Origin of the sequence: Alistipes sp. UBA6068, assembly GCF_949428155.1 — a bacterium.
In the GTDB taxonomy this organism is placed as follows: domain Bacteria; phylum Bacteroidota; class Bacteroidia; order Bacteroidales; family Rikenellaceae; genus Alistipes; species Alistipes muris.
This window is the reverse complement of sequence record NZ_CASQFS010000002.1, coordinates 20,538-33,764: the sequence shown is the minus strand read 5'-3', so window position 1 is coordinate 33,764 and position 13,227 is coordinate 20,538. Positions and strand designations below refer to the sequence as shown.

Sequence of the window (13,227 nt, the reverse complement as noted above, 5' to 3'; positions counted from 1 at the left end):
GCAGGTCTTTTGCGGAACAATCCCTGCGAACAACGACACAAAACCTGCAAACCATGAATATCAACACACTGACCATCAAAGCGCAGGAGGCGCTGCAAGCAGCGCTTTCGCTGGCGCGGGAGCGGGGACAGCAAGCCGTCGAACCGCTCCATCTGCTGTCGGTCCTCGTCCGCGAGGACGATTCGCTCGCGGCGTTCCTGCTGGGCCGCGTGGGCGTCAATGTGCGCGGACTGCGCGAAGAAGCCAACCGCGCCGTCGAAGCTCTGCCCCGCGTAGAGGGCGGCAGCGAGCAGTTCTTCTCGCAGGACGCCACGCGCATCATTCAGAAAGCCGTCGACTTCACCAAGAATTTCGGCGACAAATATGCGTCGGTCGAACACCTGCTGCTGGGCCTGGTGGCCGAACGCAGCGCGGCGGCGGACCTGCTGAAACGCAGCGGCGCCACGGAAAAGGAACTCATCGAAGCCATCCGCACCTTCCGCAAGGGGGCGACGGTCGATTCGCCGACCTCCGAACAGCAGTTCGATGCGCTGGGCAAATACGCCGTCAACCTCAACGAACAGGCCCGGGCGGGCAAACTCGACCCTGTAATCGGCCGCGACGAGGAAATCCGCCGGGTACTGCAAATCCTCTCGCGCCGCACGAAGAACAACCCGATTCTTGTGGGCGAAGCGGGCGTAGGCAAGACGGCCATCGCCGAGGGAATCGCCCGCCGCATCATCGACGGCGACGTACCGGAGAATCTGAAGAACAAGGTCATCTACTCGCTCGACATGGGAGCGCTGATTGCCGGAGCCAAATATCAGGGCGAATTCGAGGAACGGCTCAAGGCCGTGGTGCAGGAAGTGGTGCAGAGCGAGGGCGAAATCCTGCTCTTCATCGACGAAATCCACACGCTGGTCGGAGCGGGCAAGTCGTCGGGGGCGATGGACGCCGCCAACATCCTTAAACCGGCCCTCGCGCGCGGCGAACTGCGGACCATCGGTGCCACGACGCTCGACGAATTCCAGAAATACTTCGAGCAGGACAAGGCCCTCGAACGCCGCTTCCAGAAAGTCATGGTCGACGAACCCGCGCGCGAAGACGCCATTTCGATTCTGCGCGGGCTCAAGGAACGCTACGAGAACCACCACCAGGTGCGCATCAAGGACGAAGCCATCGTGGCGGCCGTCGACCTCTCGACGCGCTACATCACCTCGCGCTTCCTGCCCGACAAGGCCATCGACCTGGTGGACGAAGCGGCCTCGCGCCTGCGGCTGGAGATGAACTCCGTGCCCGAAGAAATCGACACGCTCGACCGCCGGGTGCGCCAGCTCGAAATCGAACGAGAAGCGATCCGCCGCGAAAAGGACGAAGAACGCGTCGGGCAGCTGACCCAGGAAATCGAGGAACTCAAATCGCGCCATGCGGCGATGCGTGCCAAGTGGCAGGGCCAGCGCGACCTGCTGCGCAAGATTCAGGACAACAAGGACCGAATCGAACGGCTCAACGTCGAAGCCCGGCAGGCCGAACGCGAGGGCGACTACGGCCGGGTGGCCGAAATCCGCTACGGCAAAATCCAGCAGGCCGAAAAGGAAATCGAAGCCTTCGAGGAGGAATACAAGTTCACAGCCGCCAATGGCTCGATGATCAAGGAAGAAGTCGACGCCGAGGACGTCGCCGAGGTGGTTTCGCGCTGGACGGGGATTCCCGTGACGCGGATGCTTGCCTCCGAACGCGAAAAACTCCTGCACATGGAAGACGAACTGCACAAACGGGTCGTCGGGCAGGAACAGGCCATCGCGGCGATTTCGGATGCCGTGCGCCGCTCGCGGGCCGGGCTCAACGACCCCCGCAAACCCATAGGCTCATTCATCTTCCTCGGCACGACGGGCGTAGGCAAGACCGAACTGGCTAAGGCACTGGCCGAATTCCTCTTCAACGACGACCAGATGCTTACGCGCATCGACATGAGCGAATACCAGGAACGCCACAGCGTTTCGCGGCTGGTCGGAGCCCCTCCGGGATACGTGGGCTACGACGAGGGCGGCCAGCTGACCGAAGCCGTACGGCGCAAGCCCTATTCGGTGGTGCTCCTGGACGAAATCGAAAAGGCCCATCCCGACGTCTTCAACATCCTGCTTCAGGTGCTCGACGACGGCCGTCTGACCGACAACAAGGGCCGCACGGTGGACTTCCGCAACACCATCGTCATCATGACCTCGAACATGGGGGCGCAAATCATCCAGGAGCGTTTCGCGGCGGCGGCCGACGGCAAGAAACTCGACCCGGAACTGGTCGAAGAGACCCGCGACGAAGTGGTCGACCTGCTCAAGCAGCACCTCAAGCCCGAGTTCCTGAACCGCATCGACGAAATCGTCATGTTCGAGCCGCTGACCCGGCGCGACATCGAACGCATCGTCGAAATCCAGCTCGGCATCGTCCGCCGGATGCTCTCCGAAAACGGCATCGTGCTGGAATACACCGAAGCGGCCCGCGACTGGATTGCGACGGCGGGATTCGACCCGCTCTACGGAGCGCGGCCCGTCAAACGGACCATCCAGCGCTACGTGGTCAACGACCTTTCCAAACGGATTCTGGCGGGCGAGGTCGACCGCTCGAAACCCATCCGCATCGACGCTGCGAACGACGCGCTGACGTTCGAGAACTGAAAAGAGGAAAGGTCTGCGATCGCAGACCTTTCCTCTTTCATAATCCTTTTTTGGCCAGCAGCCACGCCAGCCGGTTGTAGAAGTTGAGCACGGGCGTGCGCCAAGCGACGGGCAGCGCATTGAGCACGCGCACCTTGCGGAGCGTACGGCGATAAGTGCGGGTAAACGAGAAGGTGCGGACGGCGCGGGCGGCCTCCTCGGTGCCGCCCTTGGCGCTCAGCACCAAAGCCTTGCCCAAAGCGGCACGGGCAATGAACTCGCGTTCCTCGATGGGTGCAGCCGGGTCGTAAAGCGCCTCGAACGAGCAGTCGCACGCTTCGGGGGTATAGATGGCGGCCGAACGGTTGGCGGCCGTCTTGGAGTAGCAGACCAGCCGCGCCGGCGAGAAGCAGACCGGCAGGCGGCGCGCAATCTTGACCCACAAATAGAGGTCTTCGCCGATTTTCATACCGGGCGGGAAGCCGCCGACCTCGTCGAAGACGCGGCGCGGTACGACGCTGGCCGAAGGAATGGAGATGTAGCGGTGGGCCGAGTCGCGAAAGAAGTTGTCGACGACGCCCCGGCGGTCGGGACAAGGAACTGGGAAACGCCCTCTGCCGTCGAGGACCCAGAAAGCGGTGGAATAGATGCCGCAGCCGGGAAACTCCGCAATCAGCGCAGCGATTTCGGCCAGATAACCCGGTTCCCAGCAGTCGTCGGCATCGAGAAAGGCGATGTATTCGCCCCGCGCTTCGGCCACGGCCCGGTTGCGGGCGACGCAGACCCCGGCGTTGGACTGCACGAGGAGCCGCACCAGCGGCGAACCGATGGCCCGCACGACTTCGGCACTCCCGTCGGTCGAACCGTCGTCCACGACGACGATCTCCACGGGCGGCAGCGTCTGCGCCAGCACGGAGCGGAGCGTGGCGCCCACCTCATCGCGCTTGTTGAACAGCGGCACAACCACCGAAATCGCAGGACTCTTCATAACCGGGCTTTTCTTGCGAAGATACCCATCTTTTGCTACTTTTGCAAATAAAACCCTTGCTGATGACTCCCTTCGAAAAACTCGACCGCTTTCTGCGCAATCTCTACGAAACCGGATTCTACTTTCTGGCGATGGCTGTGAAGGAGAATTTCCGCAACTACGTCGGCCGGGCAGGCACGGCGGGCGCGCCGGCGCCGACGATGGCGATTCTGGGCAACGGTCCGGCGCTGGCCGACGAACTGCCGCGCCTGCTGGAAGATATGCGGGGGGGGGACCGCGATTTTCTGGCTGTCAACTTCTTCGCGCAGGACGAACGTTTCACCGAACTGCGCCCAGCCTACTACGTACTCTCCGACCCGATGTTCTTCCGCGACACGGCCGAACGCCAACGGGTCGAAACACTCTACCGCGCGATGAACGAACGGGTCGCATGGCCCATGAACCTCTACGTACAATATTACAATCCCGAGCGGTTCGACTACCGCGCCGCCCTGCCCAACCCGAACATCCGCATCGTGCCGTTCCACACGCTGATGTACCGCGGATTCCGCAAACTAGAATTCTGGCTCTACCGCCACGGCCTGGGCAGCGCCAACTTCGGCACCGTGGTGCAGGTGGGCGAATACATTGCGTTGTTGTTGGGATACAAGCGAATCGAACTCTACGGCGTGGACCACACGCTGTTGGAGGGGTTGTGCGTCGACGACGCCAACCAGCTGTGCCGGGCCGACCGCCACTATTACGACGGCGGAGAATCCGCCGACCCGCGGCCCATGTACCAGAAAGTGCCCCGCCGACCCTACACGATGGCGGTCTACCTGGCCGAGGTGGCCGAACTTTTCCGCGGCCACGAAGTGCTGCGCGACTATGCCCGCTCGCTCGGCGCGCGAATCGTCAACCGCACCCGCGGCTCGATGATCGACGCCTACGAACGGGAAACATTCTGAAAAAACAGGCAGTTCTCCGAACTGTGCGATTGCGAGCCTCCCGGCGCGGAGGCTCGCAATCGCTCGCCCCGCAGGCCGCAGCTGCAACCGGAAGAAACGGTTACTCGATATACTTGCCGACGAAATCCTCCACCCGCCGGGTATACTCCTCGCGGTTATCGCGGTAGGAAAGCGCGTGCGCGGCGCCGGGAACGACCCACAATTCCTTGTCGCCCTGCTGCTTGGCCTCGTAGAGCGGATAGACCATCTCCGTCGGCACAAAATCGTCGGCATCGCCGTGGATGAAGAGCATCGGCAGGGTGCTTTTGCGCACCTGCTCCAAGGCCGAAGCCTCGCAGAAGTTCCATCCGTAACGCAAATCGCACAGCCAGCTGGCGACGGGCAACAACGGAAAGGCGGGCAGATGGAACTGCTCCCGGAGTTCCTTGGCGAACTGGTCGCGGACGCTGGTATAGCCGCAGTCCTCGACGAAACACTTCACATAAGGCTGCTGCTGCTCGCCCGAAACCATCATCGTGGTGGCGGCGCCCATCGAAATGCCGTGTACGACCATCTGCGTACGACCGCCGAAAATCCCGTTGGCGATCTCCATCCACCGCAGCACGTCCAGCCGGTCCTTCCACCCCATGCGGATGGCCCGGCCCTCGCTCTGCCCGTGGAAATAGAGGTCGGGCAGCAGGATGTTGTAACCCAGGTCGCGGTTGTACAGATAGCCGATCATCAGCATGCGGACCGCGTTGTCGGTATACCCATGCACGATAACGGCCGTGCGGTCGGTCGGCTTGGGCGCAAAAGCATAGATGGCGTGCAGCCGCTCGCCCTCGGCACCGACGATCGTGGTGTCGCGCAGGGCGCCCGTGGTTTCGAGGCTGTCCAGCCAAGGCTCCAGGAAAGGATATTCGGCAGTCATGACCTCGCGGGCCGCAGCGTTGCGGGCGCGCATGGTCTTGCGGGGCGTGAGCGAATAGGCCAGCAGGTAGAGGCTGCCGCCGGCGACGACACCCACCGCGACGGCCGCAGCCACGGCCGTCCAGCGCAAAGTTTTTTTCATACGGTTCGGAATCGGGTTTCCAGCTCGCAGGCAAGAACCGCGCCGCTATCGAACGGCGAATTTCTGCCGGATGTGCTCCAGCATGTCATCGGTCATGCGCGAGAGGTCCCATTCGGGTTTCCAGCCCCACTCCTCGCGGGCACAGGTGTCGTCGAGCGAATTGGGCCAGCTCTCGGCAATGGCTTTCTTGACGGGGTCGACGTCGTAGTCCATCGTGAACGACGGCATGCGCTTCTTGATTTCGGCACAGATGATTTCGGGCGTGAAACTCATCGACGCGAGGTTGAAGCTGTTGCGGTGGATGAGCTTCGCAGGGTCGGTCTCCATCAGCTCGACGCACGCACGCAGCGCATCGGGCATGTAAATCATGTCCATGTAGACGTCGGCCGGAATCGGGCAGGTGAAGCGCCCCGACTTGACGGCTTCGTAGTAGATTTCCACCGCGTAGTCGGTCGTGCCGCCGCCGGGCAGCGTGACGTTGGAAATGATGCCGGGGAACCGCACCGAACGGGTGTCGACACCGTATTTGTGGTGATAATAGTTGCCCAGCATTTCGCCCGTGTACTTGCAGATGCCGTAGATGGTCGTGGGCTGCATGATGGTGTCCTGCGGCGTACCGTCCTTGGGCGACGAGGGGCCGAACGCACCGATGGACGAGGGGGTGAAGAGGGCGCAATGGTGCTGCCGCGCCACTTCGAGCGAATTGTTCAGCGCACCCATGTTGACGCTCCAGGCCATCTGGGGATTGCGCTCGCCGACGGCCGACAAGAGGGCCACGAGGTTGAAAATGGTGTCGATATGATAGCGTGCCACGACCGACGCCATGGCCGTGGCATCGAGAGCGTTGAGCACCTCGAAAGGCCCTGCCTCGCCCAGCTCGCGGCAATCGCGCATGTCGGTCGCGACCACGTTCGTGTCGCCGTAAATCTTGCGCAGATAGCATGTCAGTTCGGAACCGATCTGACCGCCCGCGCCTACTATCAGGATTTTTTTCATTGATTTAAGTTGTTAACTGCAAGTAAAGGTAGAAATTTTTCGCGAAAATCGTATAATTTTTTTGTCTTTTCATTTTTCTTGTGTACTTTTGCACCACTCTTAAGGAGGGAATGCTGTCTTAGCTCAGTGGTAGAGCACTTCCTTGGTAAGGAAGAGGTCGTGAGTTCAAGTCTCATAGACAGCTCGCAATCGGGAGGCCGCCAGTCGTGGCGGTCTCTTTTTTTCGCAGCGCCATGACCCACACCGAACCCATCCGTTTGGCCGCCGCCGACAGCCGCCGCCCGCTGGTCATCGCCGGACCGTGCAGCGCCGAGACCGAGGAACAGACCCTCGCCACGGCCCGCCAGCTGGCCGACGAAGGGGTCCGCATCTTCCGCGCAGGGCTCTGGAAACCCCGCACCAAGCCGGGCGGATTCGAGGGGGTAGGAAGCGCAGGCATCGCATGGCTGGAACGCGTCAAGCGCGAAACGGGCATGTATGTCGCCACCGAAATCGCTACGCCGCACCACGCCGAAGCGGTCCTCGAAAGCGGCATCGACCTGCTGTGGATCGGCGCCCGGACCACAGCCAACCCGTTCGCCGTGCAGGAAATAGCCGACGCACTCAGCGGCCGCGACATCCCCGTACTCGTCAAGAATCCCGTCAGCCCCGACCTCGAACTCTGGATCGGCGCCGTCGAACGGCTCCGCAACGCCGGAATCCGCCGCATCGGGGTCATCCACCGCGGATTCACCTCCATCGACCGCAGCCGCTACCGCAACCACCCGATGTGGGGCATTCCCATCGAACTGCGCCGCCGTTTTCCGGAGCTGCAGATTTTCTGCGACCCGAGCCACATAGGCGGCGCGCGCGAGCTGGTCGCCCCGCTGGCACAGCAGGCCATGGACTTAGGTTTCGACGGGCTTTTCGTCGAATCGCACTGCCGCCCCGACGAGGCATGGAGCGACAAGGCCCAGCAAATTACGCCGCAGGCGCTCGCCCGAATCGTCCGCCAACTCGTCATCCGCGAAACGGCCACGACCACCGACAACCTCAACGGACTGCGGGCCGAAATCGACAAGCTCGACGACCGGCTGCTGGAACTGCTCGCCGAGCGGATGCGTGTGGCATGCGAAATCGGCCGCTGCAAAAAGGAGCACGGCATGCCCGTTCTTCAGACCCGGCGCTACGAACAACTCCTTTCGCGGCGCACGGAGCAGGCCGCCGAACTGGGCATGGACCGCGAATTCATGCGCAGCGTCCTGCGGGCCATCCACGAAGAATCGGTCCGCCAGCAGATGCGCATCATCGACGAAAAATAGGGACCAGCCGTTATTTTTCCGCACCCCGCACGACAAATCGGTTTTTATTCGTATCTTTGCCCCGGCAAAGGTTTCCTGTACGGTCCCGCCGCGGACCTGGAATCAAAAGGGAACGCAGTGCGAATCTGCGACAATACCCGTTGCTGTGAGTTCCGGCGCTCGCCGAGCGTCCGAAGTTCTGCAATCCGCCACTGGCCCCGCGGCCGGGAAGGCGCAGAACGAAGAACAAGTCAGAAGACCTGCCGATGCCGTAACACAAGGATTTGCTGCCTGCGGGAGTACGGGCGAGAATCGGAACGACGTCGGCGGATTCCTTTCCGCACGGGCAGACCCGGCAGAACGCCCGGTAGAGAGCCGACCGACACTTCCGTTTTTCGTTGCACCGTGTTCCCCGGGGACACGGTCGATTTTTTTATACCTAATTTAATTAAATATCGCGCAATGAAAAACCTTTTCAAACTCCTGCCCGTAGCCCTGCTGGGACTGACGCTGGCCAGCTGCAACGACAATGACGACAATCAGGGCCTGCCCCAAACAGCCGTGCTGACGTTCGAGGACAGCGACTACAAAGGCACCGACAACGGCGGCAAGGGCTTCGACGACTGGTCGTCGCTCATCGACGACCCCCAGTACAACGGTCCGCTGCTCTACCCCGACGCCACCGACTGGCTCTACAACTGGAACGACGAGGGCAACACGTTCCTCGCATCGGAACTGACCAACAACTACGGCGGCAACAAGTTCTGGGGCGGCGGCCACGTCGTGTCGAACTACACCGACATAGATCTGACGCATGGCAACTACAACTACCAGCTGGCCGTATATGCCGCCAGCGGACACAACGGCTCGAAAAACTTCTGCGTGCATAACGGCAGCGTGGCATCGGGCGACACTTACAGCAAACGCCCGTCGTTCTATTTCAAGGACGGCACCGAACGCATCGTGGACCACATGTGGGTAGCCAACACGACTTATGTAGTGAACGCCATTGTAAACGGCGACGACCAAAGCCCCGCATTCGGCCAGGGCGACTTTCTGAAAGTCGTGGCCATCGGCATCGACACCGACGGCAAGGAGACCGGGCGCTGCGAAATCTTCCTCGCCAAAGACACCGACTACCTGAAGGAGTGGACCAAATGGAGCCTCGCTTCGCTGGGCAAGGTCGCCCGCATCGAATTCAACGTCGAGGGCTCCAAGATGGGCACCTACGGCCTGAACACTCCGGCCTATTTCGCTTACGACGATGTTCTTGTAGTGCTCTAATCCGTTTTCGTCAGTGAAACGATTCGCTTTACTGCTCGGTCTGCTCGCGATTGCGCCGTCCTGCAACAGGGACGACGTAATCGTGGACGACCTGCCGACCGACCGGGCCGCCTGCAACCGGGTCTGCGAATACCTGCCCGCCCCCGGTCAGTTCATCAACGAAACCCGCACGCTCCGCACCATGGACGAAGCCTGCCGTTGGGCCGAGGAACAGCTCGCCAGCCCCTACGGCTGTGTCTCGCTGGGCAGTTTCGGCGGCTGCATCGTCGTGGGCTTCGACCACCGCGTCGCCTGCACGGGCGGCTACGACCTGGCCGTCGGCGGCAATCCGCTCGCCTCCTCCTCCGAACCGGGCATCGTGTGGGTCATGCAGGACGAAAACGGCAACGGCCTGCCCGACGACACGTGGTACGAGCTCAAGGGCTCGGAATACGGCAAGAACGGGACATGGCAGGATTATGCCGTGACCTACTACCGCCCCGAGGACGACGGCGCGGCAGTCCGCTGGGAAGACAACCGAGGGCAAAGCGGCACCATCGACCGGGTGAAGTACCATCTCCAGTCCTCCTACTATCCCGCGTGGGTCGACGCCGCAAGCTACACGCTGCGCGGCACCCGGCTCGAAGCCCGCAACTACTTCGACGAACAGAAAGGCGAGTGGGTCAATCCGCCCTACGAATGGGGCTACGCCGACAATTTCAGCAGCATCGACCGTCTCGCCGGAGAGGGACCCGACGCCAACCGTTTCCGCATCGCCGACGCCGTATGGGCCGACGGCACGCCTGCCGGGCTGGCATACATCGACTTCGTGAAGATTCAGACGGGCGTCCTCGCCCAAAGCGGCGACCTGGGCGAAACGTCGACCGAGGTATTCTCCGTCCGCGACCTCAACTTCAACGCCGAATAACCATGCGCGCCGCCCGAACGTTCTTTCGACGCATCGCCGCCGCCCTGCTGCTTGCCGCTTTCACGGGCTGCATGAAGTGGGACTACGGCCCGACGGAGGAGTTCGCGGCGCCGGACGGCGGGCTGTTCATCCTCAACGAGGGCAATTTCCAGTACGGCAACGCCTCGCTGTCGTACTACCACCCTGCAACGCGCCAGGCCGAAAACGAATTGTTCCGCCGCGCCAACGGGTTCAAACTGGGAGACGTGGCGCAGTCGATGACCATCCGCAGCGGCGTGGGCTGGGTGGTCGTGAACAACTCGCACGTCATCTTCGCCATCGACCTCCGCACGTTCCGCGAGACGGGCCGCATCACCGACCTGACTTCGCCGCGCTACATCCATTTTCTGTCCGACGAAAAAGCCTACGTCACCCAGCTGTGGGACAACCGCATATTCATAGTGAACCCCAAGCGCTACGAAATCACGGGCTGCATCGAGTGCCCCCGCATGACGATGGAGAGCGGCTCGACGGAACAGATGGTGCAGCACGGCAAATATCTTTTCGTCAGCTGCTGGTCCTACCAGAACCGGATTCTGAAAATCGACACTGAGACCGACACGGTCGTGGACGAACTGGTCGTCGGGGCGCAGCCCGCATCGCTCGTGATGGACAAGTACGGCAAAATGTGGACCGTGACCGACGGCGGCTACGAAGGCAGCCCCTACGGTTACGAAACGCCCTCGCTCTGCCGCATCGACGCCGAAACGTTCACCCTCGAAAGGGTCTTCCGCTTCAGTCCCGACAGCCAGCCCTCGGAATTGCAGCTCAACGCCGCGGGCGACCGGCTCTACTGGCTCGACAATGACGTCTGGCAGATGGAGGTGACGGCCGCACAGCTGCCGGCAGAGCCGTTTCTCGGATTCCGCGGCACCAAATACTACGGGCTCACGGTCGACCCCTCAAGCGGCGACGTCTACGTGGCCGACGCTATCGACTACCAGCAGCCGGGCATTGTCTACCGCTGCTCGGCCGAGGGCGAACCGCTCGACGAATTCCGCGTCGGCATCACCCCGGGCGCATTCTGCTGGAACAACGGAGCACGGCCATGAAAAAACCGACCGCCCTGCTCCTCGGCCTGCTCGCAGCGCTGCCGCTCGCGGCGCAAAACGACTGGACGAAACGCACGCACCCGATTGCCGGAGTGACGGTTGTCGGGCAGCGCCCCATCAAGGAGACAGGCGTGCAGCGCACCCGGTTCGATTCCGTGGCGCTTAAGGAAAACATCGCCCTCTCGATGGCCGACGTGCTGACGTTCAACTCCCCGATTTTCGTCAAGGACTACGGCCGTGCGACCCTCTCGACCGTGGCGTTCCGGGGCACTTCGCCCTCGCATACGCAGGTGACGTGGAACGGCATGCGCATTAGCAATCCGATGCTCGGCATGACCGACTTCTCGATGATTCCGTCCTACTTCGTCGACGACGCATCGCTGCTGCACGGCACCTCGTCGGTCAACGAAACGGGCGGCGGACTGGGCGGCGCGGTAAAGCTGGCGACCAAGCCTATTTCGACCCGGGGGTTCGGGCTGCAATACGTGCAGGGTATCGGCTCGTTCCGCACCTTCGACGAGTTTCTGCGGCTGACCTACGGCAACGACCGCTGGCAATTCTCGACCCGTGCGGTCTGCTCCTCGTCGGCCAACGACTACAAGTACCGCAACCGCGACAAGAAAGAGAACATCTACGACGCCGACAAGAACATCGTCGGCTCCTACTACCCCATAGAGCGCAACCGCAGCGGCGCGTTCCGGGACCTGCACGTTTTGCAGGAGGTCTATTGCAACACCGGGCGCGGCGACCGCTTCGGGCTGAACGCGTGGTACATCCGCTCGAACCGCGAACTACCGATGCTCTCGACCGACTATGCGTCGGACCTCAGGTTCGAGAACCGCCAGCGCGAGGAGACTTTCCGCGGCATCGTGTCGTGGGACCACCTGCGCCGCAACTGGAAGGTCGCCGCCAAGGCGGGATACATCCACACCTGGATGGCCTACGACTACCGGCGCGACGTGGGCAACGGCACAATGATGCCCATGACCCGCTCGCGCAGCCGGATTGACACGTTCTACGGGCAGGCCGACGGCGAATACAGCATCGGCGGCAAGTGGCTTTTCACCGCTTCGCTCTCGGTCTACCAACATCTGGTCCGAAGCGCCGACAAAAATATCATTACGCAGGAGGGCAACAAGGCGATAGTCGGCTACGACAAAGGGCGCATCGAACTTTCGGGCAGTCTCTCGGCCAAATGGCGGCCCGTCGAGCGTTTCGGCGTTTCGGTCGTCCTGCGCGAGGAGCTGTTCGGCACGGAGTGGACGCCCCTCATCCCCGCCCTTTTCCTCGACGGCGTACTCTCCGAGCGGGGCAACGTCGTAGCCAAGGCCTCCATCTCGCGCAACTTCCGCTTCCCCACCCTCAACGATCTCTATTTCCTGCCGGGCGGCAATCCCGACCTGCGCAGGGAGAGCGGCTGGACCTACGATGCGGGGATTTCGTTCGCCGTGGGCAAGGCGGAACGCTACAAGCTGAGCGGGTCAGCAACGTGGTTCGATTCGCACGTCGACGACTGGATTATCTGGCTGCCGACGACCAAAGGCTTCTTCTCGCCGCGCAACCTCAAGAAAGTCCATGCCTGCGGCGTCGAACTGCAGGCGAACCTCTCCGTAGCGCTGGCCCGCGACTGGAGACTGGACCTCGACGGCACCTACTCGTGGACCCCGTCGGTCAACGAGGGCGCCCCGACGACCCCGGCCGACCGCTCGGTGGGCAAGCAGCTGCCCTACGTGCCCGAACATTCGGCGACTGCAACGGGGCGGCTTTCGTGGCGCCGCTGGTCGCTGCACTACAAATGGTGCTGGTACAGCCGCCGCTACACCATGTCGAGCAACGACCACACGCTCACAGGCCATCTGCCGCCCTACTACATGAACAACCTCACGCTCGAAAAGGGATTTTCGCTGCGCTGGGCCGACCTGTCGCTCAAAGGCGCCGTCAACAACCTTTTCGACGAGGAATACCTGTCGGTGCTCGCGCGCCCGATGCCGGGCATCCACTTTGAGCTGTTCGTCGGCATCACGCCCAAATGGGGCAGGAAAAAGCCCTGAAA

Annotated in this window: 10 protein-coding genes, 1 tRNA gene and 1 riboswitch; of the genes, 8 read left to right on the top strand and 3 right to left on the bottom strand. The window is 62.2% G+C overall.

Features of this window, described 5'->3' with window-relative positions; all coding sequences use genetic code 11:
* The first annotated feature begins 53 nt into the window (after positions 1-53).
* Entirely contained in the window at positions 54-2,651 is a 2,598-nt protein-coding gene (gene clpB, locus QVG21_RS01610; RefSeq protein WP_287921479.1) for an ATP-dependent chaperone ClpB, read from the top strand.
* A gap of 37 nt (positions 2,652-2,688) precedes the next feature.
* Here the strand turns inward: clpB and QVG21_RS01605 are convergent, their stop codons facing one another.
* Complete coding sequence (locus tag QVG21_RS01605) at positions 2,689-3,618, bottom strand: glycosyltransferase family 2 protein (protein ID WP_287921477.1); 930 nt, start codon at positions 3,616-3,618, stop codon at positions 2,689-2,691.
* A gap of 62 nt (positions 3,619-3,680) precedes the next feature.
* Here QVG21_RS01605 and QVG21_RS01600 point away from each other — a divergent pair, with 62 nt between their 5' ends.
* The gene (locus QVG21_RS01600; protein ID WP_287921474.1) at positions 3,681-4,565 is read left to right on the top strand and encodes a hypothetical protein; all 885 of its coding nucleotides are present in this window, start codon (positions 3,681-3,683) and stop codon (positions 4,563-4,565) included.
* Positions 4,566-4,665: 100 nt separating this feature from the next.
* Here QVG21_RS01600 and QVG21_RS01595 read toward each other — a convergent pair whose 3' ends face one another.
* Positions 4,666-5,616, bottom strand: coding sequence for an alpha/beta hydrolase (locus QVG21_RS01595; protein ID WP_287921471.1), 951 nt, complete (start codon positions 5,614-5,616; stop codon positions 4,666-4,668).
* A gap of 45 nt (positions 5,617-5,661) precedes the next feature.
* The gene (locus QVG21_RS01590) at positions 5,662-6,612 is read right to left on the bottom strand and encodes an NAD-dependent epimerase/dehydratase family protein (RefSeq protein ID WP_251214024.1); all 951 of its coding nucleotides are present in this window, start codon (positions 6,610-6,612) and stop codon (positions 5,662-5,664) included.
* A 112-nt stretch (positions 6,613-6,724) separates the two neighbouring features.
* On the opposite strand from QVG21_RS01590, the gene QVG21_RS01585 reads away from it, so the two are divergent.
* From QVG21_RS01585 to QVG21_RS01560, 6 genes are all read left to right on the top strand, one after another.
* A tRNA-Thr gene (locus QVG21_RS01585) sits at positions 6,725-6,796 on the top strand.
* A gap of 49 nt (positions 6,797-6,845) precedes the next feature.
* Complete coding sequence (locus QVG21_RS01580; protein WP_287921467.1) at positions 6,846-7,913, top strand: bifunctional 3-deoxy-7-phosphoheptulonate synthase/chorismate mutase type II; 1,068 nt, start codon at positions 6,846-6,848, stop codon at positions 7,911-7,913.
* Positions 7,914-7,964: 51 nt separating this feature from the next.
* A riboswitch (cobalamin riboswitch) is annotated at positions 7,965-8,174 on the top strand.
* A gap of 180 nt (positions 8,175-8,354) precedes the next feature.
* Positions 8,355-9,176 carry a DUF4465 domain-containing protein gene (locus QVG21_RS01575; RefSeq protein WP_287921466.1) on the top strand — a complete coding sequence of 274 codons (822 nt, stop codon included), beginning with the start codon at positions 8,355-8,357 and terminating at the stop codon, positions 9,174-9,176.
* 13 nt (positions 9,177-9,189) lie between these two features.
* Positions 9,190-10,083 (top strand): hypothetical protein, encoded by an 894-nt coding sequence (locus QVG21_RS01570; RefSeq protein WP_287921464.1) that lies wholly within the window; start codon positions 9,190-9,192, stop codon positions 10,081-10,083.
* A gap of 71 nt (positions 10,084-10,154) precedes the next feature.
* Positions 10,155-11,174: a YncE family protein gene (locus tag QVG21_RS01565; RefSeq protein ID WP_287921844.1), complete on the top strand. Its 1,020-nt coding sequence runs from the start codon at positions 10,155-10,157 to the stop codon at positions 11,172-11,174.
* Positions 11,171-13,225 carry a TonB-dependent receptor gene (locus tag QVG21_RS01560; RefSeq protein WP_287921462.1) on the top strand — a complete coding sequence of 685 codons (2,055 nt, stop codon included), beginning with the start codon at positions 11,171-11,173 and terminating at the stop codon, positions 13,223-13,225. The genes QVG21_RS01565 and QVG21_RS01560 overlap by 4 nt, the downstream gene beginning before the upstream one ends.
* The last annotated feature ends 2 nt before the right edge of the window (positions 13,226-13,227 follow it).